23 protein-coding genes and 1 tRNA gene are annotated in these 26236 nt (G+C 64.6%); 8 read left to right on the top strand and 16 right to left on the bottom strand.

Translation table 11 applies throughout. From position 1 onward, the window contains the following. The first annotated feature begins 203 nt into the window (after positions 1-203). Positions 204-1019: a glyoxalase superfamily protein gene (locus ACP5E6_RS08880; protein WP_427953873.1), complete on the top strand. Its 816-nt coding sequence runs from the start codon at positions 204-206 to the stop codon at positions 1017-1019. 4 nt (positions 1020-1023) lie between these two features. Here the strand turns inward: ACP5E6_RS08880 and ACP5E6_RS08875 are convergent, their stop codons facing one another. From ACP5E6_RS08875 to ACP5E6_RS08830, 10 genes are all read right to left on the bottom strand, one after another. After that, a complete protein-coding gene (locus ACP5E6_RS08875; protein WP_427953872.1) occupies positions 1024-1980 on the bottom strand; it encodes a peptidoglycan-binding protein in 957 nt (318 codons plus the stop codon). A gap of 3 nt (positions 1981-1983) precedes the next feature. Then, a complete protein-coding gene (locus tag ACP5E6_RS08870; protein WP_427953871.1) occupies positions 1984-3114 on the bottom strand; it encodes a flagellar motor protein MotA in 1131 nt (376 codons plus the stop codon). A 13-nt stretch (positions 3115-3127) separates the two neighbouring features. After that, a complete protein-coding gene (locus ACP5E6_RS08865) occupies positions 3128-3700 on the bottom strand; it encodes a hypothetical protein (RefSeq protein ID WP_427953870.1) in 573 nt (190 codons plus the stop codon). 131 nt (positions 3701-3831) lie between these two features. Then, complete coding sequence (locus tag ACP5E6_RS08860; RefSeq protein WP_427953869.1) at positions 3832-5535, bottom strand: TadE/TadG family type IV pilus assembly protein; 1704 nt, start codon at positions 5533-5535, stop codon at positions 3832-3834. Further along, a complete protein-coding gene (locus ACP5E6_RS08855) occupies positions 5532-6308 on the bottom strand; it encodes a TadE/TadG family type IV pilus assembly protein (protein ID WP_427953868.1) in 777 nt (258 codons plus the stop codon). The genes ACP5E6_RS08860 and ACP5E6_RS08855 overlap by 4 nt, the downstream gene beginning before the upstream one ends. A gap of 14 nt (positions 6309-6322) precedes the next feature. Further along, complete coding sequence (locus ACP5E6_RS08850) at positions 6323-6991, bottom strand: TadE/TadG family type IV pilus assembly protein (protein ID WP_427953867.1); 669 nt, start codon at positions 6989-6991, stop codon at positions 6323-6325. Positions 6992-7096: 105 nt separating this feature from the next. Further along, positions 7097-7321: a hypothetical protein gene (locus ACP5E6_RS08845; RefSeq protein WP_427953866.1), complete on the bottom strand. Its 225-nt coding sequence runs from the start codon at positions 7319-7321 to the stop codon at positions 7097-7099. 2 nt (positions 7322-7323) lie between these two features. Continuing rightward, on the bottom strand, positions 7324-7788 hold the full coding sequence (gene dut, locus ACP5E6_RS08840) for a dUTP diphosphatase (RefSeq protein WP_427953865.1): 465 nt from the start codon (positions 7786-7788) through the stop codon (positions 7324-7326). Continuing rightward, positions 7785-8987, bottom strand: coding sequence for a bifunctional phosphopantothenoylcysteine decarboxylase/phosphopantothenate--cysteine ligase CoaBC (coaBC, locus tag ACP5E6_RS08835; RefSeq protein ID WP_427953864.1), 1203 nt, complete (start codon positions 8985-8987; stop codon positions 7785-7787). Before coaBC ends, dut begins: the two co-directional genes overlap by 4 nt. Beyond that, complete coding sequence (locus ACP5E6_RS08830; protein WP_427953863.1) at positions 8975-9724, bottom strand: class I SAM-dependent methyltransferase; 750 nt, start codon at positions 9722-9724, stop codon at positions 8975-8977. The genes coaBC and ACP5E6_RS08830 overlap by 13 nt, the downstream gene beginning before the upstream one ends. 28 nt (positions 9725-9752) lie before the next feature. Between ACP5E6_RS08830 and mutM the strand changes: the two genes are divergently transcribed. Then, on the top strand, positions 9753-10580 hold the full coding sequence (gene mutM, locus ACP5E6_RS08825) for a bifunctional DNA-formamidopyrimidine glycosylase/DNA-(apurinic or apyrimidinic site) lyase (protein ID WP_427953862.1): 828 nt from the start codon (positions 9753-9755) through the stop codon (positions 10578-10580). Between the two features lie 9 nt (positions 10581-10589). Here mutM and hemW read toward each other — a convergent pair whose 3' ends face one another. Continuing rightward, a complete protein-coding gene (gene hemW, locus ACP5E6_RS08820; protein WP_427953861.1) occupies positions 10590-11738 on the bottom strand; it encodes a radical SAM family heme chaperone HemW in 1149 nt (382 codons plus the stop codon). Between the two features lie 307 nt (positions 11739-12045). Further along, a complete protein-coding gene (ppa, locus tag ACP5E6_RS08815; protein ID WP_427953860.1) occupies positions 12046-12570 on the bottom strand; it encodes an inorganic diphosphatase in 525 nt (174 codons plus the stop codon). A 90-nt stretch (positions 12571-12660) separates the two neighbouring features. On the opposite strand from ppa, the gene ACP5E6_RS08810 reads away from it, so the two are divergent. The 3 genes from ACP5E6_RS08810 to ACP5E6_RS08800 all read left to right on the top strand — a co-directional run bounded on the left by ACP5E6_RS08810 (position 12661) and on the right by ACP5E6_RS08800 (position 16012). Then, a tRNA-Ile gene (locus ACP5E6_RS08810) sits at positions 12661-12737 on the top strand. Positions 12738-12970: 233 nt separating this feature from the next. Further along, complete coding sequence (locus ACP5E6_RS08805) at positions 12971-14413, top strand: AMP nucleosidase (RefSeq protein ID WP_427953859.1); 1443 nt, start codon at positions 12971-12973, stop codon at positions 14411-14413. Between the two features lie 333 nt (positions 14414-14746). Next, positions 14747-16012: an FGGY-family carbohydrate kinase gene (locus tag ACP5E6_RS08800; protein ID WP_427953858.1), complete on the top strand. Its 1266-nt coding sequence runs from the start codon at positions 14747-14749 to the stop codon at positions 16010-16012. A gap of 69 nt (positions 16013-16081) precedes the next feature. Here ACP5E6_RS08800 and ACP5E6_RS08795 read toward each other — a convergent pair whose 3' ends face one another. From ACP5E6_RS08795 to ACP5E6_RS08780, 4 genes are all read right to left on the bottom strand, one after another. After that, the gene (locus ACP5E6_RS08795; RefSeq protein ID WP_427953857.1) at positions 16082-17743 is read right to left on the bottom strand and encodes an acyl-CoA synthetase; all 1662 of its coding nucleotides are present in this window, start codon (positions 17741-17743) and stop codon (positions 16082-16084) included. A gap of 23 nt (positions 17744-17766) precedes the next feature. Next, a complete protein-coding gene (locus ACP5E6_RS08790; RefSeq protein ID WP_427953856.1) occupies positions 17767-19116 on the bottom strand; it encodes an NRAMP family divalent metal transporter in 1350 nt (449 codons plus the stop codon). Beyond that, positions 19113-19337 carry a hypothetical protein gene (locus tag ACP5E6_RS08785; RefSeq protein WP_427953855.1) on the bottom strand — a complete coding sequence of 75 codons (225 nt, stop codon included), beginning with the start codon at positions 19335-19337 and terminating at the stop codon, positions 19113-19115. Before ACP5E6_RS08785 ends, ACP5E6_RS08790 begins: the two co-directional genes overlap by 4 nt. Before the next feature lie 73 nt (positions 19338-19410). After that, positions 19411-19686 carry a metal/formaldehyde-sensitive transcriptional repressor gene (locus tag ACP5E6_RS08780; protein WP_427953854.1) on the bottom strand — a complete coding sequence of 92 codons (276 nt, stop codon included), beginning with the start codon at positions 19684-19686 and terminating at the stop codon, positions 19411-19413. A gap of 625 nt (positions 19687-20311) precedes the next feature. On the opposite strand from ACP5E6_RS08780, the gene ACP5E6_RS08775 reads away from it, so the two are divergent. The 3 genes from ACP5E6_RS08775 to ACP5E6_RS08765 form a co-directional block, all read left to right on the top strand. Further along, complete coding sequence (locus ACP5E6_RS08775) at positions 20312-21688, top strand: NRAMP family divalent metal transporter (protein WP_427953853.1); 1377 nt, start codon at positions 20312-20314, stop codon at positions 21686-21688. Positions 21689-21717: 29 nt separating this feature from the next. Continuing rightward, positions 21718-21999: a hypothetical protein gene (locus ACP5E6_RS08770; RefSeq protein ID WP_427953852.1), complete on the top strand. Its 282-nt coding sequence runs from the start codon at positions 21718-21720 to the stop codon at positions 21997-21999. 302 nt (positions 22000-22301) lie between these two features. After that, the coding region (locus ACP5E6_RS08765) for a type I polyketide synthase (protein WP_427953851.1) at positions 22302-26236 on the top strand (3935 nt) is incomplete at its 3' end.

Here is a 26236-nt window from a genome sequence, read left to right as displayed (position 1 = left end):
GCAGAATTCTGCGGTTTTTTGATGCCTATGAAGGGAAAAGTGCCGAAGTTGGGTCTCACACCGATGGGCACAGGTCATCACATAATCACCTCCGCCCGCCGAAAAATTCCGCCCGCGCCGCCGGATTCCTATCGCGCGGTCAGCTTGGCCATGACACGATCACCTCCCGAAAATTGACCATGGGTTACCAGCAGGAGCCACGCATGAACGACCCGATCACGTTTCTCGCCGCGCGCGCCGGCCGCTACGTCGGCGCCGGCGTCAGCCATGATTCCCGTGATTTCACCGGCATTCTGATCATCGATCCGCCCCTCAATCCGGCGACGCTGACCTACCGCTTCACCGCCACCGCGGCCGATGGAGCATTGCTGCACACCGAGGTCGCCTGCCTCGGCCGCCGATCGGACGGCGTGATCGAGATTGTTCATGCCAACAACAATATCAATGGGTTGCAGCATTTTTCGGTTGACACGGCGGATGACCACAACCTCGTGCTGCGCCATGGCGATCTGGCCGATCGCCAGGCGTTCCGCGAAATCGTGCGGTTGCGGTTCGACACGTCGGCGCGCGCGACCCTGAGCTACGACTGGGCCATGCCGGGCGGCACCATCACCCCGCAAAGCTGGTGCGCGATGCTGAAACAGCAGGACAATGCCGTGACGACCCAACGGGTTTTCCCCACCCTGCGGATGACCGACGAGGCACGCTCCCGGCATTTCTATCTCGAGGGTCTCGGTTTCACGATCGACTGGGAGCATCGCTTTTCCCCGGACCATCCGCTCTTCATGCAGATCGCGAAAGCCGGCCTCGCGATCCGGCTCTCAGCCCATGAGGGCGACGCCAAGCCCGGCGGCGTCGCACATCTGGATGTCGACGATGTCGATCGCTGGTACGACCATGCGTTGGCGCACGGCATCAATACCGATCGGCCGCCGATGGATCAGCCCTGGGGGGTGCGCGATGTGCGGTTCCGCGATCCGGACGGCAATCAGCTCGTCGTGGCGACGCGGCGCCGCTGAGGTGTCAATCCGCCGAGGTCAATCTGAACTCGATCCGCCGGTTCTTCGCCAGATCCGCCGCCGTGTCACCCACCGCGATCGGGTGCTCCGCCCCATACCCGGTCGCGATCACCCGGTTCTTCGGCACCCCGTCCGCCACCAACAGATGCAGCACCGCAAGCGCTCGCGCCGCCGAAAGATCGAAATTATCCTTATATTTTCCGCCATTGATCGCAACCTTGTCGGCGTAGCCGCCCACACTCAGCACCCAGTTCAGATGGGGCGGAATTTTCGGCGCGATTTTTTCGATCGCGGTTGCCACATCCGCGATCTCAGCCCGGCCCGCGCTCGACAGTCGCGCAGAATCCGAGGGAAACAGCACGTCGCTCTCGAATACGAACCGATCGCCGACGATCTTGATATTCTTTTCGCCCGCCAGCGCCTTGCGCAATTCGCCAAAGAACGCGCTCCGATATTGCTGCAGATGCTGCACTTTGCGCGCCAGCGCCTCGTTCAGTTGCTTGCCAAGATCGGCGATCTGCACGTGATCCGCCTTGTCCTTCGCCGCCGCCGCATCGAGCGCCGCCGCGAGGCTCGCGATCTGCAATCGCAGCGCCGCGATCTGCTGATCGAGCAGTGCGACTGTCGCCACCTCGCGCGAATTCAGCGCGACCTGCCCGGACAGCGCCGCAGCACTTGCCGCCTGCTTGGCCTTCATCAACGACGCCAGGCTCGCCAGCTCATCACGCAGCGATGCCGTCTTGGATTTCTCCAGCGCCAACACATTGGATAATTGCGCAATCTCGCCCCGCAGCGTCACGATCGTCTTGTTGCTGCCGTTCAACGCCACCGACAGGAACGCCTCGGCCAGCACGAACACCAGAAGCACGAAAATCGTCACCATCAGCAATGTCGACAGCGCATCGACATAGCCCGGCCAGATCTCCAGCCCGTTGCTCCGGCTTCGATACAGCCGCGCCATCGCTCAGCCCCTCACGTCATCGAGGCGCGCGGCCACCGTGCGGGTCAGAATCTTCAAATCATGCCGCAGATCCGCCATGCCCTGCACCCGCCCCTGCTCGGCCTCGGTGATCAGCCGCGCGAGCAGCAATTCGATATTCCGCAGATGGGCGCGCGCGATGTCATCATTACCCTGATCGGTCTGCTCGGCCAGTTTTGCCAGCGCCGCCTGACCCTCGCCGATTTTCAGCATGATCCGGTGCGAGTTATGGATCGCCTCGGTCAGCGTGTTCATTCGCTCGCTCAGGGTCTGCGTCACCTGCGCGGTCTGTGCCCGGCTTTCCTCGTTGCGCAGCAGCACGCGCTGCAACGCCTCGATATTCTCCGCACTTTGTTCGAGCAGCGCCTGGACATAGGCCGGCATCGACGCCTCGCCATCCCCCGCCAACGCCCCGGTTGAAACCCGCGTCAGACCAGCGAGCCATTCCTCAAGCTCGTTGAAGAACCGGTTCATCGCCTGACCCGCCGTCAGATCCAGAAATCCCAGGATCAACGCCCCCGACAGACCGAACATCGAGGATGAAAACGCCGTTCCCATCCCCGCCAGCGGCCCGGCCAACCCCGCTTTCAGCTGATCGAACATGGCATTGACATCGCCACCCGCGACATTCATCCCCCCGATCACGCCAGCCACCGCATGCACGGTTTTCAGCAAGCCCCAGAACGTGCCGAGCAGACCAAGAAAAATCATCACCCCGGTGACGTAGCGCGAGGTTTCGCGGCTTTCATCCAACCGGCTGGCGATGCCATCGAGCATCGTGCGCATGCTGGCAACCGAAAGGCTGACCCGCTTGCCGTCGTCGTTCCGCGCCCCGAACATCCGCGCCATCGGCAACAGCAGCCGCGGCTTCGGCCCCTGTTCGATCGAGGCGCGCGAGCGCTGGAACCGCTCAACCCAATCCACCTCCGGGCTCAGCCGCAGCACCTGGCGCAAATTCCAGCCGATGCCGAAAATCTCGACCAGAACGATCACCGAATTGACCACCGGATTCGCCATATAAAAAGTCGCCAAAGTCGGCGCGATGAGCGCCGCCAGCCCATAGACAAGGATCAGAAACACCAGCATGCGGATGAGATAGAGGTTCGGTCGTGTCATGGTCGTGGAACCTTCACGGTATTTCCGTCAGCGTAACATGGTCGGGCACGATTCCAGGCGGGTCGCCCAGGGCCTGAACGATGATGTGATCCGAAGCGACCCCCGCCCGGCGCAGCGCGCGCCGCACCGCCAGCCCCCGGTTCAATGCCATCCGCCGCGCGACCGAGGGATCTCCCGCCATTCCCGGCGCCGTCGCCTGCACCACGAAATGCGCGGCCCGGTTCAATCGGCGTCCGATGAAGGCAACCAGAACCCGCGACTGCGACGGCGGCAAGGCGACCGCCACATCGGGAAACAGCAGGGTGACCCCGCGCGGCACGGCCGGCTTGGTTGGTGCCACGGCAGCGATCGTCACGGGGGGTGGCGGCAACGGCAGCTTCGGCGTCCTGACGGGTGTTGTGACGATCGGATGCCGGAGGATCGGTCGAACCGGTCGCGCCACGATCGGCCGCGCCGGCGGCGCGACCGCTGGCTTGCCCGCCAATTGCCGTAACGCCTGTGGATTGACCGTGACCTGGGCCGATGCCACGCTCCAGCAACCACCCACCGCCAAACCGAACCCGACCGTCACCAAAACCTGTCTCATCGGACCGGAGCCTAGCGTAGAACGATACCCCCGCTCAATGCCCGGCCGGAGTTGCCGACATCAGCACCGCACGGCGCTGCGGCGGTCTAGATGGACCATCCCGCGAAAGACGTCCCATGGCACGTAAAAGGTCACTGGGTGATGCGGATGGCGCTGCTGAGCGCTGATTTCAGCATCGCGTTCATCGCCGTGCTGATGGCGGCCGCATTGGTCGCGACATAGAAATCGCTGGGTGATGACGCACAGGCCTGAAGGGCCGCTTCGTCGGGCGACATCGCGTTGGCCGGAACGGTGCCGCCGTAGTCGGCGCTGGTAGCCTCGGCGAAATCCTGTGGCGTCGGGCTCTTCACGTTTGGGAAATCTTCATGAAAGTAGGAAGTCGGAGTTGCGCTTGACGTTTCATACCATGTGTTCGCCAGCGGATCATATTCGATATACAGAACGTAAACCGTGAATTTCAACGCCTTGAATTTCGTACAGATGCCGGGAGTTGGTGGATAAGAATCGTTTTCGGCAGCAACGCCGGTCATTTCGCCGAGTACTCTTTGACCACCGGAAGCCGCATCTTCCATGCCGTCGGTGACAATGAAGATGTCTTTTTGGGGCGAATTTTGGCTGTTTCCGGACCCAGCAGCCGTGATTGGTTTACCAAATTCGGTGCCGTCGCTATACGCCCCTGCCAGAAGATCGGTAACGGATGTGGTGAGGTCAGTTTCTTCTTCGGCGTTCAGGACGTTAGGTAATACCGGTTGAACCATATTCGGATTTTTATTGTAATCGATGGAATCGACGGCTGCTAGAGCCGCGGACAGATCGGTCGATGCTTCCGGATTTGCAGTCGTTGTTTGCGTTACCGCTGTCGGGAAGAGGGGCGAGATATCACTGTTAAATTGGTAAACTCCAACTGAAAATTGATCCGGTGCCTGTTCGTTTGCCGCCATCGAGGAAATGACATTTTCTGCGGACTGGATCACGACGTCCTCGCGCAAAGTTACCCCGAGACTCCGGGCGATGCCGTAATAATCATGATTGTTGCTCTGGGTATGACAAGCGAAGCCGCACGGAGCGAAAGGGGGGTTTTGATATCCGCTGGCGCATGTTCCGTTCAGATTGGATGGGTTGCCATAGTCATTGTAATGAGCGACCTGGCCCATGTTGATCGCTTCCGGGCTGTTCGGATCGTACGCACCCGTCCCATTTGCGCCGGTGTTCGACCAGGAGGACGGAATGCACACGGTGTTCTGCTCGAGCTTCAGGATATCCGCAGGTGTCGCTCCGATATCCATCGAGCCGGAATTATCCAGCATCATCAGAATTTCGACATAGGAATAGGTCGAGAGCGCGCCGGCGGTGCCGGTGATTTTCCAGTTGGTGGTGCTGGAAAACAACGGGTCGAAAAACGGCGGGTAGGTGCCGGTGTAGGCGACGGTGGCGGTGAAACCGGCAGGGTTGGTGGCGGAGAGATTGGTGTTCGATTGCACGATCACGTCGGGATTGTTCGGCCCGGTGACGCTGGCGGTCGGGAGGGTTGCCAGCTGGGCGGCGAACCAGGCGGCGCCAGCGGCCTCTCCGGCGGCATCGGCATCGCTGATCGCGGTGGCGGCGGCGACCGGAGGATTTTCGTTGATTTCGGTGGCGTAGGTCTCGGTGGCGGCCCGGATCGCGTGGGTGGCGGCTGCATCGGCGGCGAGGGTGATTTGTGCGCGGGCCTGGGTGTAGAAGGAGAAATCGATCGAGAGCGCGACCAGCATCGCCATCGGAATCAGTGAGAAACCGAAGATGAGCGCGATGGCGCCTTTTTTGTCACGGAGGAAGCGCCGAACGATCGCGATCATGTGCCGGATTCCGAGTAATTCGGGTTGACGCAATAGGAAGACGTTGGCGCACTGCCGAGACCGGTTATCGTTGTATATTGCTGATCGGGGAGTAGCCGGGTGGCGTTGCCGCTGGCATCGACCGAGGCGGCCTTGACGCTGCGAACCGGCCAGAGCCCGCTCGCCGCGAACACGATGGGGGTTTTCGTGTAGGTCAGCAGGAGTGGCTGGTAGGAAAACGCCACATCGACCACCAGAATCGGATCGGGCCACGCGGTCGCCTCGGTCGAGACGCCGAGAGTCGGCAGGGTGCCGGGCGCGGTATCGCCGGCGGGAACCTGCGTGACTATCCCGCAGGGCCGGGTGACCTGGTTGAAGGCCTCCCGACTGTCGCCGCCGGTGTAGGCGACACTCCAGGCGACATAGGCGTTGTAGTTGCACGGCGATGACACGCTGGCGACGCAGGTCGATGGGTTGGGTTCGAACACGACCGATGACATCGTGACACTGTCGCTCGACGCATGAGCTTCCTGACCCGAGCGCAGCGCCGGGATTTCAGCGAAAATGGTCGATTCGGCGAACTGGACCTGCGCATAGGTCAGAGACGTCGATCCATCGCCCTGCACCGCCGCGATACTGGCGGAGGCGGGGATGCTGTGCGCCGCCGCATAGACCTGCTGGTCGATGATCATCGGTTCGGAAAGCTCATAGACGCCGAACAAGAGCGCGATCATCAGCGGCAGAACCAGCGCGAACTCGAGGGCGGCGACGCCGCGCCGGTCACCCCGGCGCATGAAGGGCGACCCGATCAACACGGGTCCGGCTGCGCGGTCGGTGCAAATCCCTCGGTCTCGAACCCGGCCGTGGCCAGAAGCGGTGTCACGGAATTGCCATTGTAGGTTACGACCGACGCGGTGCCGAGCAGCCCACCCATGAAACTCGGCGCGGGATAGATCACGCTGATCAGGATTTCCTCGTTCGGACCGGCATTGCAGAAGCCGGTGGTCGAATTGCCGGTCGCACAGGCGGTCGGCCCGAGATCCGACCCGGTGCCGCCATAATCGCCGAGTTGCAGCGCGCCGCCCGAAATCGGCAATGTCGCGCTGGTCGCATCATAGAAATCGGTGCAGGCGCTGGTGTTGATCTGTTCGACGCGCAGATAGATGTTGCTGCAACTGAGCAGACCATAGGTGTTAGGGCAGAAATATTTCTGCACGAAGCTGGACCCGCTGCTCGCCCCTTGGGCATTGCCGGTCTGAATCGCGCGCGCCACGGTTTGTGTCGCGTTGTTCAGCACCTCGTTCATGAACAGCGTGTAGCTGACGTTGAAGATGAACAGCAGCATGAGCAGGAAAATCGGCCCGACCATCGCGAATTCGAGCGCGAACGAGCCCCTTCGATCAGCGGCGAGGACAGTGCGGCGGAACAGGTGGCGACCGGCCCTGCGGCCTTCGAAGCGGAGACGGGGTTCGGGCATGACGATGGACTGACCTGTGGCTTCGGCGGAGGACGACACAGGGAAGTCTAGGCGGAAAATGTTAAGAGAACGTTACCTGTTCTGGACGCAAGGCCGCCGGCGGGATCACAGGGTGAAGCGGTCCTCGTTGCTGTCGTCGGTTTCGACGAAGCGCTGCTCGGCGGCATCGAGTGCCGTGCGAAGTGCGGTGAAGATTTTGCTGATCTGGTCGGGCGAATAACTGTAGTTGTTGCGGTTGGACAGGTTGCCGATTTTGCGGATCGCGCCGAGCGCCTCGTTGGTGCGGTTTTCGGCGAGACGTTTGAAAGCGTCGGATTTGTCGCGTGCCATGGTCAGCCTCCCGTTGGAATTGTGGTGCCGGTACTGCCGAAGCCGCCGGCATCGCGCGCGGTGCGGTCCAGATCGTCGGTTTCACGCCAGACGAGGCGGCTGACCGGGGCGAGCACGGCCTGGGCGATGCGCATGCCGCGCGTGACGGTGAAATCGGCATCGCCCGCGTTGAGCAGGATGATCTGGATCTCGCCGCGATAATCGGCATCGATCGTACCGGGGCTGTTCGCGACCATGATGCCCTGTTTGAGCGCGAGACCCGACCGGGGGCGGATCTGGAGTTCATGATCATCGGGCAGGGCGATGGCGAGGCCGGTCGGGATCAGGGCGCGGGCGCCGGGGGCGATCAGCACGGGTTCGGTTATGGCGGCGAGCAGGTCGATTCCGGCGGCACCGGCGGTGGCGTAGTGCGGCAGGGGCAGATCAGCGCCATGCGCCAGACGCTTGACCGAAACCGCAACGCTCATGTCATTTCCTTGATGATGTTGGAAACCAGCCGCTCGGCGATGGCCGCCTTCGAGGCGCGTGGCCACGGCGTCGCGCCATCCTGGTTGATCAGAACGACTTCATTGGCATCCCCGCCCATCACATCCGACCCGGCGCCGACGTGATTGGCGATGATCCAGTCGCAACCCTTGCGGGCGCGTTTGGCGGTGGCGTTCGCCACCAGATTTTCGGTTTCGGCGGCAAAGCCGATCACCAAAGCCGGGCGATCGGCGGCGCGGTGGGCGATGTCGCTGAGGATGTCCGGGGTCTCGACCAGGGTGAGCTGCGGCGGCGCGCCCGATTTTTTGAGCTTCCGGTCGGCGGCGACGACCCGCCAGTCGGCCACGGCGGCACAGAATACCGCGATGTCGGCGGGCAGCGCCGCGATCACCGCCGCGTGCATCGCTGCCGCGGATTCGACGGGAATGCAGGTCACGCCAGGCGGTTCGGGCAGCGCGACCGGCCCGGTAATCAGGGTTACGCGCGCACCGGCCTGGGCGAGCGCCTGCGCGATCGCGTGGCCTTGCTTGCCGGAGCTGCGATTGGCGATGTAGCGCACCGGATCGATGGCCTCATGCGTCGGTCCGCTGGTGATGACCGCGTGGCGGCCCGAAAGCGCGCCGGCGTGACCGAGGCGCTGGCGGATCGCGGCAAGTATCGTATCGGGTTCGGCGAGGCGGCCGGGACCGAACTCACCGCAGGCCATGCCCCCCGCCTCCGGCCCGACAATGGCGATACCGCGGGACTGGAGGGTCGCGAGATTGGCGATCGTCGCCGGGTGGTGCCACATCCGCACATTCATCGCGGGGGCGACCATCACTGGCTTGTCGGTCGCCAGAAGGAGGGTCGTTGCCAGATCATCGGCGAGGCCGGCCGCCATGCGGGCCAGCAGATCGGCCGAGGCCGGCGCCACCACCACCAGGTCGGCGCTGCGCGAGAGCTGGATGTGACCCATTTCGCTCTCATCGGTCAGTGAGAACAGATCGGTATAGACCCGGTCCTCGCATAACGCCTGGACCGACAGGGGGGTGACGAATTCGGCGCCGCCGCGGGTCAGCACGGCGCGGACGCCGACCCCTGCCTTGCGCAGCAGGCGGATCAGTTCGAGCGCTTTATAGGCGGCGATGCCGCCGCTGATGATCAGCAGGACCCGTTTGCCGGCCAGGCTCAAATCCGCCACCCGGCATGGATCGCGGCGATGCCGCCGGTCAGGTTACGGTAGGAGACGCGGGCGAAACCGGCGTCGCGCATCATGGTGGCCAGAGTCTCCTGATCGGGGAACATGCGGATACTCTCGGCGAGATATTGATAGGACTCCCGATCGTTGGCCACGACCGCGCCGATCGCGGGGAGAGCGGCGAAGGACCAGCGCTCGTACAGCGGCGCGGCCACGGCGATTTGCAGTTTGGAGAATTCGAGGCAGAAGAACCGCCCGCCCGGCTTGAGCACGCGCAGCGCCTCGCTCAGAACGCGCTCCTTGTTGGTGCAATTGCGCAGGCCGAACGCGATCGAGACCCGGTCCACCGAGGCATCGGCCAGCGGCAGGGTTTCGGCATCGGCGACGGCGAAGGCGATGCCGTCGATCAGGCCGCGCTGCTCGGCGCGTCCGCGGCCGACGCCGAGCATCTGCTCGTTGATGTCGGTCAAAATCACCGGGCCGCCGCCGCGCTGGCGCCATTGGAACGAGATGTCGCCGGTGCCGCCGGCGAGATCGAGCAGGGTGCGGTGGGGTCGCGGGTCCATCATGCCGACGAATTCGCGTTTCCAGAGCCGGTGCACGCCGAGGGACATCAGGTCGTTCATGACGTCGTAGCGGCGGGCGACGCTGTTGAACACATCACGCACACGCTGGGATTTCTGTGCGCGCGCGATGGTGGAGAATCCGAAATCGACGGTGTCGCTGCTGGTGTCGGGCATGGGGGCAGGCTATAGCCGGAAATGGATCATGCCGGAACTCCCCGAAGTCGAAACAGTCATGCGCGGCCTTGCGGGGTGTCTGCAGGGGGAGCGCATCGCCGCCGCCCGCCTCGATCGGGGTGATCTGCGCTGGCCGGTGCCGGATGGTTTCGTGCAGATGATCGTGGGAGCGCGGGTGGACGGGTTTCGCCGGCGCGGCAAATATATGTTCATGCGGCTCGACCGCGCGGTTTCGGTGCTGATCCATCTCGGCATGTCGGGGCGGATGACGATCGACCGGGCGCCGCTGGCGCATCAGCATCTCACCATCACCACCGATCGGGGCCGCGTTGTCGGGTTTGTCGATCCGCGCCGGTTCGGGGCGCTCGATCTGGTGGCGACCGCCGGGGAGGATGGGCATCGGCTGATCGTGGCGCTGGGGCCGGAGCCGCTCGAGGCCGCATTCACCGCCCGCGTGCTGGCGGCGGCGCTGGCGGGCAAGGCGACGCCGGTCAAGTCGGCGCTACTCGATCAGTCGGTGGTTGCGGGGCTTGGGAACATCTATGTCAGCGAGGCGTTGTTCCGGGCCGGCATCAGCCCCTATCGCCTTGCCGGCACCCTGAAGGGGGTGGAGGTGAAACGACTGGTGGCGGCGATCAAGGCGGTTCTGACCGAGGCGATCGCGGCGGGGGGATCGAGCTTGCGCGACTATGTTCAACCGTCGGGGGCGCTGGGTTATTTCCAGAACGAATGGAAAGTCTATGGCAAGGAAGGTCAGCCCTGCGATCACTGCCCCGGCAAGCCGTTGTGCGCGGGGATCGAGCGGTCGGTTCAGGCGAACCGGTCATCGTTCTGGTGTCCGCGCGTTCAGAAATAGGCGTGCGCGTCAAATCACCAGAGCGGCCAGCAGGGAGTCGAGGCGTTTGCGGCCTTCGGCGGTGGCGATCAGGTGCGTACTGGTGGTTTCAAGATAACCGGCGAGCAAGGCCTGATCGAGGATCGCGGGGTCGATGACCGTGGCGAGGCGATGGCCGGTGCGGGCGGCGAAGGCTTTGACATCGATGCCCTCGGCGAGGCGCAGGCCCATCAGCAGGGCTTCGCGGGCGCGTTCGTCCGGGGTGACCTCGATTTCCGCGACGCTGCCGTTACCATGGGTTTCAACGCGAGTGGCCCAATCCTCGGGGACGCGGTGGCGTCGGGTGGCGAGCAGCCGGCCGGACAGGGTGATGCGGCCGTGGGCGCCGGGGCCGATGCCGGCGTAGTCCTGATAGCGCCAGTAGGCGAGGTTGTGGCGGGATTCCTGGCCGGGCAGCGCATAATTGGAGATTTCATAGGCAGCGAGGCCGTAGCGCGCGGCGATAGTGGCGGTGGTGTCATAAAGGGCGGCGGCGGTGTCATCATCGGGCAGGGTGAAGGCGGCGCGGCCGTGGAGCGTTGCGAATCTCGTGCCGGGTTCGATGGTGAGTTGATAGAGCGAGAGATGGTCGAGGCCGACGGCGAGAGCCTTGCCGAGTTCGGCGCGCCAGGCGGCGAGGGTCTGGCCGGGGCGGGCGTAGATCAGATCGAAGCTGGTGCGAGGGAAAATGGCGCGGCCGATTTCGACCGCCGCCATGGCCTGGGCGGCGGAATGGGCACGGCCAAGGAATTCAAGGGCGGTATCATCGAGGCTCTGGACGCCGATGGAAATTCGGTTGACGCCGGCAGCGCGATAGGCGCGGAATTTCGCGGTCTCGATGCTGGTGGGGTTGGCCTCGAGCGTGATTTCGAGCGAGTCATCACTAGTGAAGCTTGATTGCGCGTCGGCGATCAGGGCGGCGACGCTTTCGGGCGCCATCAGGCTGGGCGTGCCGCCGCCGAAGAAGATCGAGGCGAGATGACGGGGGCCGAGGCGGGCGGCTTCGAAGGTGAGTTCGGCGCGGAGAGCCGCGACGATGCGGGCTTCGGGGATGGTGTCGCGGACATGGGAATTGAAATCGCAATAGGGGCATTTGGACAGGCAGAACGGCCAGTGGATGTAGAGCGCGAGCGGTTGCATGAGGCGTGTTCGGCGGAATCGAGGGCGGATGCAAGGGGTGGCGAAACCGTACCGCCCTTCAGGCTTCGGTCATGCATGACACCGAACCGGGATCGACCCGCGCTATCGCCCCCGCAGGAATTCGCTACCGCCCAGACCGCGCCGGTACCAGCCCGGCTGGTGCGCCCGTCCCGATCGGGCGACACCCTGAAGTCTCGTCAACCAGGCTGGTTTCGGGTGTTCGCGTACCAGGCGTCGCTATGCCGGCGGCGTGATCCCGCGTGGCGCGCCAAGACCACGTCCGGCGGTTCGACTTCCAGCGGTTCGACTACGGTTTATAGCGCGCCAGACTCGCCGTAATTGCCGCCTCGGCCGCCGCGCGCCCCTCCCAGCCGGTCACCTTGACCCATTTGCCGGCTTCCAGGTCTTTGTAATGGGTGAAAAAATGCTCAATGGCGTCGCGCGTGATCGCCGGCAGCTCGGCGACCTCGGTGATATCGGACCATTGCGGATAGATTTTGTCATGGGGCACGCAAACGATCTTCTCGTCCTGCCCGGCCTCATCCTCCATCCGCAGCAGCCCGATCGGCCGCGCCCGGATCACGGCGCCCGGCACGACCGCCGCAGGCGTCAGCACCATCGCATCCGCCGGATCGCCATCGTCGGCCAAGGTTCCTGGAATGAACCCATACGCCGCGGGATAGATCATCGGCGTGAACAGAAAGCGATCGACCATGATCGCCCCACTTGCCTTGTCGACCTCATACTTGACCGACGACCCCTGAGGGATCTCGATCACCACATGAATATCCGACGGCGGCGCCTTTCCGGTCGATAACTTGCTCACATCCATAGAAAATCCTCCTGATGAACCCGCGCGCGTCATACAAGGGTCGCCCCGTATTGCCAATCGGCCCCACAATTGCTCATAGAGACCTCACGTGCGCCGGTAGCTCAACTGGTTAGAGCGGACCGCTCATAACGGTTTGGTTGCGGGTTCAAGTCCTGCCCGGCGCACCAACGGTTGCAGAGGCCTGAAACGGCAAGAGAAGGGCTTCACGCCCGGCGTGTTATCGGCAAAGCATGGACAAATTGGCCCGAACGACTCAATTCTGAACCCACTCCAGAAAATGCCGGGATGAAACAATCATGACCATGGTCAAAACCCAGAACCTCAGTATCGGTGGATACTTCGGCTTCAATCTCGCAAGGTGGGGTGTGGGCCGGTCGGGCGAGGCGGTGGGCGCCGCGCGATGATGCCGTCCTTCGAGCGGCTGGTCGCCTATGACGATGCCGGCGCCGCGGTCGCCGCAATCCGCCGTTTGTACGACGAGAGCGTGGCGAAAATCCGCGATGGGTTCGCCGCCGCAATCGCCGATCCGGCAGCATCCCCGGTCGCGTCCCCCTATCCCTATGTCGCGTTCCGGGTGACGCCCGAGCAGCTCAATGTCGATGCGCGGCTCTCGCACGGCGTCTTCCTCGAACCCGGCACCTACGGCAGCACTTTGACAAGGCCGGATATCTTCGCCGATTACTATACTGAGCAGATCGCCCATCTGATGCATCACCACGGCTGCCCGGTCCATGTCGGCCCGAGCGAAACCCCGATCCCGATCGCCTTTGCCGCGCCGGATGTATCGGGCGCGGCTTCGGGGATCGATTACGACACTTTGCTCGATCGTGCGACCCGGCCCGATCTCTGGGCGATCAACGATTGCATCGCCAACAGTACCACCCGCCCGCTGCCCGATGCGCCCAATCCGCTCTCGCTGTTCACCGCCGAGCGGGTGGATTACTCGATCGCCCGGCTGCACCATTACACCGGCACGGCACCTGGTCATTTCCAGTCCTTCGTGCTGTTCACCAATTACCAGCGCTACGCCGACGCCTTCATCGAGTATGCGCGCGCCGGCCTGCAATCGGGCGAATACACCGGCTTCGTCGGCCCCGGTGATCAGATAACCGCCCCGGGCGAGGTGATCGATGCGGATGCGTTCAGCCGCAATCTGCCGCAGATGCCGGCCTATCATCTGAAACGCGCCGGCGGCGATGGCATCACCCTGGTCAATATCGGCGTCGGGCCGAGCAACGCGAAAACGATCACCGATCACATCGCCGTCCTGCGCCCGCATTGCTGGCTGATGGTCGGCCATTGCGCCGGTCTGCGCCGGGGCCAGGTGCTGGGCGATTACGTGCTGGCGCACGGCTATGTCCGCGCCGATCACGTGCTCGACGAGGACCTGCCGCTCTGGGTGCCGGTCCCCGCCATCGCGGAAGTGCAGGTGGCGCTGGCCGAAGCCACCTCGCTGATCACCGGCCTGCGCGACCACGAACTCAAAACCCGCCTGCGCACCGGCACCGTCGCCACCACCGACAACCGCAACTGGGAAATCCAGCTCGACACCTATTTCGCCGCCTTCAACCGCAGCCGCGCGATCGCGGTGGATATGGAATCCGCAACCGTCGCCGCCAACGGGTTCCGCTTCCGCGTCCCCTACGGCACACTGCTCTGCGTGTCGGACCGGCCGCTGCACGGCCAGCTCAAGCTGCGCGGCATGGCCAATGAATTCTACCGCACCAGCATCGACCAGCACATCATGATCGGCATCGAAACCATGAACATCCTGCGCCGCCAGGGTGTCGAACGGCTGCACTCGCGCAAGCTGCGCGGCTTCGTCGAGCCGGGGTTCCGGTAATGGCTGAAGCGTATGGATAGCCGGGAAGAGCGTGGCGATGCGACCTAGAGCGTTATGCTTTCAGCGTAACGTTCTAGCAGTATGTTTTTTGAGCGATTTCATGCGATTGAGTTGCCGCTGCCGCGACGACTTAATCGCTTGTCGCTCTGGGCCTCCCCTCCGTCGTGAGAACCGGGGCGACACGCGCGGTCTTTGCCGCCGCCGTTCCCTGTGGCGCAACCATCGACCCTGCGGCATCGACCGGGGAATGCTGGTAGGGCATGCGCCAGTGGCAAGCACGATGATCGCGACGGAAATCCAACGGTTCATCGCGAGCCTGACACCACCGGACTCATGCTAACGCTGGGGATCGACATCGGCACCTCAGGGATACGTGCCGTCGCGATTGATGCGGCGGGCACGGTGCAGGGTTGGGGGCGGGCGCGGATTGGGGCCGAAGAACGGCGCGATGCCATGGCGATCTGGCGCGGGGTCGGCGAGGCGCTGGCGGTGCTGCGTCCCTTGATCGACATGGCTGCGGTGAGAGCCATCGCGGTCGATGGCACGTCCGGCACATTGATCGTGACCGATGCGGCGGGAAGGCCAACCGGGCCGGCAACGCTGTATATCGATCAGGCGACGGCGGCCTCGGTCGCGCGGATCGCCGAGATGGCGCCGCGCGACAGCGCCGCCCACGGCAAGACCTCGCCGCTGGCACGCCTGCTCGATCACGCGGTGCCGGGCAGCGGGCAGCGGGCATTGCACGAGGCGGATTGGGTAACGCATCTTCTGGGCGGTCCCCTGGGGGTTTCGGATGCCAACAATGCGCTAAAGACCGGCTACGATCCGGTGGCGGGAGCCTGGCCGGGCTGGATCGGGCGGCTCGGTCTGGCGGTGGCGCTGCCGCGCGTGGTCGAACCCGGCACGGTGCTAGGCCCGATTTCACCTTCGATCGCGGCACGGTTCGGGTTCAATCCGGCGACGTGGCTGGTCGCCGGCACCACGGATGGTTGCGCCTCGTTCCTTGCGACCGGCGCCGATCAGCCCGGTGACGGGGTGACGGCGCTGGGCTCGACTCTGACGCTCAAACTAGTCTCGGACCGCCCGGTGTTCGCGCCGGATTATGGCGTTTACAGCCATCGGTTGGCGGGACATTTCCTGCCGGGTGGCGCATCGAGCGCGGGGGCGGCGGTGCTGGCGCGGTATTTCACGCCGGAGCAGATCAGCGCAATCAGCCGCGGCATCGATCCAGGGCAGGATTCCGGGCTCGATTATTATCCGCTGCCCGCGCCGGGCGAGCGGTTTCCGAACAACGACGCAACGCTGGAACCACGCCTGGGCCCCCGGCCGGTGGATGATACTCTGTTTCTGCACGGCTTGCTCGAGGGCCTCGCCCGGATCGAGGCGCTGGGATATCGCCGGCTTGCCGCTCTGGGCGCGCCACGCCTGCGCCGCGTTCTCACGGTGGGCGGCGGTGCGGTCAACCCGGTCTGGACCGCGCTGCGCGCGCGCGTCATTGGGGTCGATGTGACCGCCGCGGCCCAAACCGAGGCAGCCTACGGCTCCGCGTTGCTCGCGCGGCGGCAATCACGGGACGCGACCAAGCCAAGCCGGCTGTAAGCGCTGGCTGCGATTTATGGCGTTACCCGGCGCGATCCGTTCGGCCCGGGGCCAGGGGATTTTGCCCCCTTATCTTGCCTTCGCATCCCCCCTCACCTGTTCGGCATGGGCCAGCCGTGCGGCGTCACGGAGGACGAATTTCTGGATTTTGCCGGTTGCCGTTTTCGGTAACTCCCCGAAGACGATGGTTTTCGGGGCTTTGAACCGGGCCATGTGGTTGCGGCAATGGGTGATCAGTTCTTCGGCGGTTGCGGTCATGCCTGGTTTCAGAACGACGAAGGCGCAGGGCACTTCACCCCAATGGGGATCGGGCGCGGCGACGACGGCGGCTTCGAAGACGGCGGGATGGTGGTAGAGCACGGTTTCGATTTCGATCGTCGAGATGTTCTCACCGCCGGAGATGATGATATCCTTTGAGCGGTCTTTCAGCTCGATATAGCCATCGGTGTGCATCACGCCGAGGTCGCCGGTGGCGAACCAGCCGCCGGCGAAAGATGCTTCTGTGGTCTCGGGGTCTTTCAGATAGCCCATCATGGTGATGTTGCCGCGCATGAAAATCTCGCCGATGGTCTTGCCGTCGGCGGGAACCGGGGTGTGGGTCGTGGCATCGGCGACCATCAGCCCGTCCTGAACGGCGTAGGGGACGCCCTGGCGGGCGCGCAGCACGGCCCGTTCGGCGGCGGGCAGGTGATCCCAATCGGGTTTCCAGGCGCAGACCGTGGCGGGGCCGTAGGTTTCGGTCAGGCCATAGACATGGGTGAGCCGGATGCCGAGTTCGTCCATCGCCGCGATCACGGCGGCGGGCGGCGGTGCGCCGGCGGTCATCATGGCAAGCGCGCGGCCGCTGAAAGTGGCACGGAGTGGTTCGGGTGCTACGATCATCATGTTCATGATGATGGGCGCGCCGCACAGATGGGTCACGCCGAAGCGTTCCACCGCCAGGGCGATGGCGGCGGCATCGACCCGGCGCAGACAGACATGGGTGCCGGCGAGGGCGGTGATGGTCCAGGGAAAGCACCAGCCATTGCAATGGAACATCGGCAGCGTCCAGAGATAGACGGGATGATGCGCGAGGGACCAGGTGACCGCATTGCCGAGCGCGTTGAGATAGGCGCCGCGGTGATGATAGACGACCCCCTTGGGCTTGCCGGTCGTGCCTGAGGTGTAGTTCAGGCTGATCGCCGACCATTCGTCCTCTGGCATCTGCCCTTCGAAATCGGGATCACCACCGGCCAGAAACGCCTCGTAGTCGAGGGCTCCGAGGGTTGGACCACCGGGGCCTTCAGGGTCTGCGATGTCGATCACCAGGGGAGCGGCCGCGCCCAGTTCGGCGAGGGCAGCGCTGATCACCGGCGCGAACTCGGTATCGGTCAGCAGGATTTTCGCTTCGCCATGACGCAGGATATACGCGATCGTGGCGGCATCCAGCCTGGTATTGATGGCATTGAGCACGCCACCCGCCATGGCGACGCCGAAATGCGCTTCGATCATTTCAGGGATATTGGGGGCCATCACGGCCACGGTGTCATTGGCGCCGATGCCGTGAGCGGCCAGCGCCGCGGCGAGGCGGCGGCAGCGTTGATACGTGTCACGCCAGGTATAGCGCCGGTCGCCGTGCACGATCGCGGTCCGTTCCGGCCACACCGCGGCGGTACGGGCGATGAAGGACAGCGGCGTGAGCGGCTGGTAATTGGCGGCGGTCTTGCCGAGCCCGGTCTGAAAATCGGTCATGGACACTCCCTCGCCTTGCGGGTTCAGCCGAACAAATGAGGAAACAGCACGGTGGCGGCGAAGGCGAGACCGCTGCCGATCAAAAATACCGTCACCCCGATGCCGGCGACATTGCCGAGCCATCCGTTACGATACTGTCCCATCAATTCGGCATCGTTGGCAATCACGATCAGGAACAACAGGGCCGGCGGCATGGCAAGGGTTGCGACGACGTTGACCAGAATGACGATTTCCTCAAGTGGCGCGCCGGGGATCAGGGTCAGGCCGCCGGCCGCGCAGGCTGAACCGAGCAGCACGGCATAGAACCGCCAACCCTCGCGCAGGGGGGTGTTCAGGCTGTGGGCGGTGCCGGAGACTTCGCCGAACGCATAGGCCGAGGAGGTCGAGATCGCGATCGCGGCGACGAGGCCGGCCTCGAAAATGCCGATCGCGAAGAGCGCCGCGCCGAGCGGCCCGATCAGCGGCCGCAAGGCTTCGGCGAATTGGGCGGCCTGAAAATTCGCGGTGCTGATGCCATGGGCGAACAGCGGCGCGGTCGCGACGATGGCGGCGATGCCGAAGACCGCGGCAAAGACCGTGCCGATCAGCGTGTCGGTGCGCGCGCCGGCCAGCTCACGCGGGGTCAATCCCTTGTCCGCGACGGCGCCTTGCTGAAAGAACAGCATCCACGGCGTTACGGTGGCGCCGATGTCGGCGATCATCAGGGTGATGGTATCGGGTTTCAACCCGCCGGGTAGAGGGCTCCAGGTCAGCATAGCGTGGCCGATCGCGCCGAAATCGGGGTGCGCGAGCAGGGCCACCGGGACAAAGATGGCGTTGCCGAGCGCCAGTCCCATCACGATCCGCTCCCAAGTGCGATAGCGCGAGGTCGAGATCGCGAAGCCGATCACGACGATGCTGCCGCCCACCGCGAGCACGGGCGGCACGCCGAAATAGCCCAGCCCCGCGCGGATGCCGATAAATTCTGTCACCAGGGTGAGAAAATTTCCGGCGGTCAGATCGAGCATGGCGAACCCGCCCCAGAAGCGACCGAACCGGGCAAAGATCATGTCGGCGTGACCGCGCCCGGTGGCCGCGCCGATGCGCGCGACCATTTCCTGGACCACGAAGGCGATCGCGAAGGTGAACACGACGAACGGTAGGAAGAAGCCGATGCCGAATTGCGAGCCGGTGGCGGCGTAGGAGAGCATGCTCGGCGCGTCGTTCTCGCCGAGAAACGTCACCACGCCGGGACCGATCAGCAGGAGCAGCAGCCGGGCGCCGAACCAGCGCGAGGGGAAGCGGCGGGCGCGATTGAGCGCTTGGCGATCACGCGCCCGATCATAATCCTCATGGGACGGATCGCCGGGATGATCCGGAACCCTCACCGTCACGCGACGACGCGCATCAGTTCAACCACCACGACGATCAGCATCAGGACGACATAAAGCCGCAGCGACCAGAGCAACAGGCGCAACCCTGGCGAAATCGGTCGTGGCCGCCAGGTCATGGTGCGGCGCGCGGCAAAAAAATCGGCGTCCCGACGGAGCAACGCGTCCTGATCGGGGCCGGAATCATCGTTGGGATCGAGGGGAGCGGGCGTGAGTGCGTCCATCGCTACTGAATGTAGCCAAGGCTTTATTTTTGTCAATCGGCTCATCCACCGCCCAGCCCGAAATCATAGCGGGTCACGTCAGATAGGCATGCACCACGCTGATCAACTCCTCGGCGGCTTGCGCGCGATCGGTTTCCGGGTGATCGGGTGCGGCGATATGCTGACGGATGTGATGTTCGATCACTGTGGCGATGAAGCCGTCCAGGGCACCGCGGCACGCGGTCGCCTGCTGCAGCACCGTGGTGCAGCGCGCATCCTCGGCGAGGGCGACCTGCATCGCCTCGACCTGCCCGCGGATGCGGCTCAGCCGGTTCACCAGCCGGCGTTTTTCCTTGTCGGTATACTGCATGTTTGTGCTTGACCTTATACTACCCAGGGGTATACTGAACCGATGTCGGCAATACCGCAATTGCGAGCGGTTGCGCGCGACACACCAGCCTCAGCGCCATTACTCTCAGCCCCATCACTCTTAGCCAGGGATACCATGAAACCGCGATCGCGTTGCCAACCGTCGGAGGATCATAGTCGGCGTTTCGCGCTGCCTGTGACATCGGCCGGCGATTGGATGATTGCCCGGGCTGGGTCGGCCGCGGGGGCGGCGCACCGGATGCGCTGACCCGGTCGCAATCCCTCTCCCGGGTGCACGCCATGCAGACCAGGAGGAGGGATCACGATGATCTTTCGCAGACAGAATTCTAATCGGCGCATCGCGCCTTCAGTGCGTTTCGATCCGGACCGGATCATGCCTCTACGCCACCGGGCGATGACGCCCGGGTGGCTGAATCCGATGTGCCACCGGGTGATAACGCCCGGATGGTTGAAGTCGATATGCCACCGGGTGATAACGCCCGGATGGTTGAAATCGATGTGCCACCGGGCGATGACGCCCGGATGGCGGGGCGCCACCAGACATTACCCCGGCTGATCCGCAAGCACCGCCCCCTCCAGACGCAAGCCACGATCGGAGACATTGCATGTCCCTCGAAATCAAAGACTTCCCACCCGAAACCGCCGCTCCGGTCAGCTACACCGAGGGGCTGGAACAACGGCTGCGCGACCGGCTACGCATCCAACGCCTGCGTGAAGCGCCGAAAACCCTTGCCAACCGTCTTGCCCTCGGTCTTGCGCTGATCGGGCCAGGCCTTCTGGTGATGCTCGGCGACAACGATGCCGGCGGCGTGATCACCTACGCCCAGACCGGCGCGACCTACGGGCTCAGCCTGTTCATCCCGTTGATGATCCCGCTCGGCTTCATCGCCTATCTGGTCCAGGAAATGACAATCCGCCTCGGCGCGGTCACGCGGCGCGGCCATGCCGAGATGATCTGGAAGCGCTACGGCGCCTTCTGGGGCGCGTTCTCGCTGATCGACCTGGTGGTGGCGAATATATTGACGCTGATGACCGAGTTCATCGGCATCCGCGTCGCCAGCGGGATTTTCCACGTCTCGTATCTGGTTACGATCCCGCTCGCCTTCACCTTCGTGGTCGGTGTTCTGGTATTTCTGAAATACTCGAAATGGGAACGGGTTTCGCTGCTGATCGCCGCGTTCAACGTTGTGTTCATCCCGCTCGCGCTGTTTTCGCACCCCGATTGGTCGGTGATCGGCCAGACTTTCACCGGCGGCGCGGGCTGGGTGCTGCCGGGCGGGTTGCTCTCGGCCTCGTTCCTGATCCTGATCTCGGCGAATTTTGGCACGACCATCGCGCCCTGGCAGTTGTTTTTCCAGCAATCCTGCGTGGTGGACAAGGGGTTGTTGACCAAGGACATCGCGGCAAGCCGGCGCGACCTGATGCTCGGCGTGAGCGGCATGGTCGCGGTGGCGATATCGATCATCGTGATTGCCGGCCAGTATCTGCATGGTCTGCCCAACGCCGCCGCTCTCGATGATCATGCGGTGGTGGCCGGCATCGGCGCCAAGCTGGGTCGGGGTGCGATGGTGGTGTTCGCGCTCGGCCTGCTCGAAGCCGGGCTGATCGCCTCCATCGTGATTACCGCGAGCACCGCCTGGGCCATCGGCGAGGCGCTCGACGTGCCGCGTTCGGTCAATGTTTCGGCGCGCAAATCGCTGTATTTCTATGCCCCCGCCGTGGTCGGCACCGCCATCGCCGCCGGGGTGCTGATGCTGCCGCATGTGCCGGTCGGGTTTCTGAACCTGACCGTGCAGGTGATCGCGACCGTATTCATGCCCGCCGCGATGCTGTTTCTGTTGATGCTGCTCAACGATCGGGAATTGCTTGGCGTGCATGTCAACACGCCGTTACGCAACGGGCTGTCGATCGGCGTGATGGTGCTGCTGATCGGCTGCAACGCGCTCTACGGCATTTCCACTGTGTTCCCCCATGTGCTGTGAGCCCCCATTTGCTGTGAACGAGGTCTGTAATGAACCGGGATGATGAAATGTTCGGCGAAATCCGCCACCGCCGCGAAAGTTTCAAAGCGGTGCCGACCCGGAAATACTCTGGGCCGCGGTCGCATGAACCGAATGAGGATGCCGCGATCGCTGCGATCGCCCATAGCGAAGGCTGGCTGATCCCACCCGCCGAGGTCACCAGGGTGACGCTGCGGCCCTGGCAGCAAGCGGTGTTCTGGGGGCTGCGGGTCTATATCGTGATCATGCTGATCATCATGGGTTATGGCTTCGTCCATGCGACTGGAGGCTAGGGCATTTTCCGATCAGATGGAGTCATCTGATCGGATAAAAATGCTCTATTTATCAATATCCTAGGGCAAGATCGCGTTCAGATGGTATTTCTGCGTCAGACGAAGGCGATCGGCTTGCTCGTGAGACAGGGATCGGCGCGCGCTGATCCGCCGCCTGCACGCGCGCATCGCGTGACAGTTTGCATCGGCCCGCCAGGGGATGGCATCATGACGCCGGTTTCATTTCGTGACATTGGATAAGAAGCCGTGTCATCACGCTCGCGTCATCGTCCCCACCTCGTTACCGGAAAGTGAGTCGTCATTTGATTTCGTTCCCCACAGGCGCTTCGCCGATCGACAAAGCGCAGGTCGCGATCAACGGCATCGCCTGCCGCCTGCCCGGTGCGCCCGACGAGGCTGCGTTCTGGCGGTTGCTGATCGAGGAGCGTTGCGCGGTGGGCGCGCTGCCTGAGGGGCGTTGGCGGGCGGAGCGGTTTCTGCATCCCGACAAGGCGCAGCCGGGGTTCAGCTATACGTTCGCGGGCGGGTATATCGATGATCCGCTCGGGTTCGATCCGGTGGTATTCGGCATTTCGCCGCGCGAGGCGGCCGAGATCGATCCGCAGCAGCGGTTGTTGCTCGATGTGGTGTGGGGCGCGCTGGAGAATGCGGGGATTCCGCCGAGTGCGCTGGCGGGCACCGAAGTCGGGGTTTATGTCGGGGCGTCGAGCCTCGATTACGGCAATCTGCACACCACCGATCCGGCCGCGATCGAGAGTCATTTCATGACCGGCAACACCTTGTCGGTGCTGTCGAACCGGATTTCGTATATTTTCGATTTCCACGGGCCGAGTTTCACGATCGACACGGCGTGTTCCTCCTCGCTGGTGGCGTTCGCCGAGGCGCAGGCCGCGATTGCCTCCGGGCGGATCGATGTCGCGATCGTGGCCGGGGTCAATCTCCTGCTGTCACCGACGCCGTTCATCGGGTTTTCGCGTGCCTCGATGTTGTCGCCCACCGGGTTGTGCCGGCCGTTCGCGGCGGCGGCGGATGGGTATGTCCGCGCCGAGGGTGCGGTGGCGATGGTGTTGACCCGGCGGGATGTCGCGATCGAGCGGGGTTACCCGATCCGCGCGGTGGCGCTGGCCTCGGGGATCAATTCGGATGGACGGACCTCCGGCATTTCACTGCCGGCGATGGAGGGGCAGCGTGCGCTGCTCGAACGGATTTATGGCGAGGCGGGGATCGATCCCGCGCGTCTGTCGTTTGCCGAGGCGCATGGCACCGGCACGGCGGTGGGCGACCCGGCCGAGGCCACCGCGATCGGCGAGGCGTTGGGGCAGAAGCGTGCCGAGGTTTTGCCGATCGGGTCGGTCAAATCCAATATCGGTCATCTGGAGCCGGCCTCGGGTCTGGCGGGGATGTTCAAGGCGGTGCTGGCGATGGAGCATCGGTTGCTGCCGCGCACGCTGCATAGTGAAACGCTCAATCCGGCGATCGATTTCGGGGCGTTGAACCTTGCGGTCGCGACCGATGCGGTGCGGCTGGCACCGGTCGGTACGTTGCATGCGGGTGTGTCGTCGTTCGGGTTCGGCGGCACCAACGCCCATGTGGTGCTGCGCGCAGCCGAGGGGGTCGAGCTTGGCACGCCAGCGAGCCATGCGCCGGGCGGGGATGCTGGCGCAGCGACGATCCTGATGTTGTCCGCCCAGTCGAAGGCAGCGTTGGCGGCGACGGCGGCGGCCTATGCCGATTTCATCGAGGCCGGTTCGATCTCTCCCGCTCGGATCGCTGGGGCAGTGGCGTGGCAGCGCGATCCTGCGCCGCATCGGCTGGCGGTGCCGGTGGATGCGCCGATCGCGATGGCGCAGGCGCTGCGCGGCTTCAGCCAGACGGGGGCCGGTGCTTGCATTGCGGCCGGCACCGCGCCGTCGCTGCCGCCGCGCGTGTGTTTCGTGTTTTCGGGCAATGGTTGCCAGTGGCCCGGCATGGGCCGCACCGCCTATCAGCGCGATACTGCCTTCCGCCAGCGGTTCGATGCGATCGATGCGCTGTTCGCCCCGCTCGCCGGGTGGTCGCTGATCGAGGCGCTGCACGACGCCGATCTGGCGGCGCGGCTGAAATTCACCCGGATCGCGCAGCCCATGCTGTTCGCGGTGCAGGCGGCGCTGACCGCGGCGCTGGCGGAGGCGGGCATCGTGCCGGATGTCGTGCTGGGGCACAGCGTGGGCGAGGTTGCGGCGGCGCAGGCGGCCGGGGCGATCAGCCTCGCGCAGGCGGTGCATATTATTTATCATCGCAGCCAGCAGCAGGAGGACGTGCACGGTCTCGGCACCATGGCGGTCGCCAGCCTGTCGCATGATGCGGCGACCGCCCTGATCGCGGAGGCCGGGTTCACCGGGCTGGAAGTGGCGGCGAGCAACAGCCCGTCCTCGGTCACGCTGTCGGGCGACGAGGCGACGATCCGCCGGTTCGTGCGGTTCGCCCAGAAGCGCCGGATCGCGACGCGGGTGCTCGACCTCGCCTATCCGTTCCATTCCGCGCTGCTCGCCCCGATCCGCGCGCCGCTGCTCGAAGCGCTCGGCACAATCGTAGCGCAGCGCACCGATATCGGCTTCGTCTCGACCGTGACCGGCGAGGCTATGGCGGGCGATCGGCTCGATGCGGAATACTGGTGGCACAATGTGCGCCAACCGGTGCGGTTTCGCGAGGCGGTGGGTGCGGCGGCGCAGCTTGGCGCGAGCCTGTTCAGCGAGATCGGGCCACGCCCGATCCTGGGCAACAACATCGCCGACACGCTGCGCGACATCGGCGCCGAAGGCACCGCACTGGCCAGCCTGGTCGAAGAGAAGACCGGTTCCCAAGAGAAGACCGGCGCTCTACCCGGCAATCCGGTCATGCTGGTGGTGGCGCGGGCGATGGTGGCGGGCTGCCGGTTCGATGCGGCATCGGTGTTCGGGCCACGCCCGGCCGGGGTCGTGGCGTTGCCGCCCTATGCCTGGCAGCGCCGGCAGTTTCCGCACAACCACACCGGCGAGGCGCTCGACTTTTACGGCAGTGCACCGCTGCATCCGCTGATCGGCCACCGGTTGCAGGCGGGTGGTACGGAGTGGCGGCATCTGCTCGATGCCGTGATCGTGCCCTATCTGGCGGATCACCGGATCGACGACGAGATCGTGATGCCCGGCACCGGCTTCGCCGAAATGGCGCTGGCGGCGGCGCGCGAGATCTATCCCGACGGTCCGATCGGGCTCGAGGATTTCGACCTGCTGCAATGGCTGCCGTTGCAGGCCGGGCAAATGCGCGAGATCGCGGTGCGGCTTTCGGTGGATACCGGCATGGTCGAGATCTCGAGCCGGCCGCGCCATGCCGGCGATGAATGGACCCTGCACGCCAGGGGACGGGTCATTCGCCCGACCTCCGCCACGCCTGCGTTCGTGCCACCGACCGATTTGCCGCACCACATGACCGCCGAGCGCGTGTACGCCAGTGCGAGCGATGCCGGGGTGGAGTACGGCACGGCGTTTCGCCGGGTGATCGCGGCGCGGCGCGATGACAAGGTGATCGAGATCGACTTATCGCCGATCGAGGCGGGATCGGGCGCGTTCACCCGCGCGCATGTGCTGCATCCGGTGGCACTCGATGCCGCGTTCCATGCCCTGTTCGAGAACATCAAGCTGCGTCCGGGCGAGCGCTACGCCTATCTGCCGGTGCGGTTCGCGAGTTTGCGGGTCGATCGGGATGGCGGGATGCCGGCACGGGCGCGTGTGGTGGTCGATCGTGAGACCGACCAATCGCTCTCGATCGCGGCGACGCTCTATGCCGCCGACGGCGGTGTGATCGCGACGCTGACGGGCGGGTTGTTCCGCGCCGTGGTGTTCGACCGCCGCAAAAGCGCCCCCGCCTTGTTCCACCAGAGCCGCATCCGGCTGGAGCGTGCCGCGAGCGCGACCGCGATGCATGATGCGATCACGGCGTTGCAGACCGCCATGCTGACCGAGCGGCCGGACTCCTGGCAGATCCTCGAAGCCTTCGCCCGCTCGCTCGCGCATCAGTCGCTGGCGGCGCTCCCGCCGGGCGAACCGCTCACACCGCTGGCCCGCACGCTCTATGCCGGGCTGGAAGCTGCCGGGCTCGCCTCCGCCAGCGGCGATCGCTTCGTGCTGGCTGCCGATTCGGGGTTGCCGGCACCCGCGTTGATTTTGGAAGCGTTCGCCGCCGATCATGCCGGGGCGACACCGGACATCGTGCTCGGTGC

This window comes from Acidiphilium sp. (genome assembly GCF_049977125.1).
Classification (GTDB): domain Bacteria; phylum Pseudomonadota; class Alphaproteobacteria; order Acetobacterales; family Acetobacteraceae; genus Acidiphilium.
The sequence above is the reverse complement of the archived record's forward strand: the minus strand, read 5'-3'. Positions and strand labels throughout refer to the sequence as shown.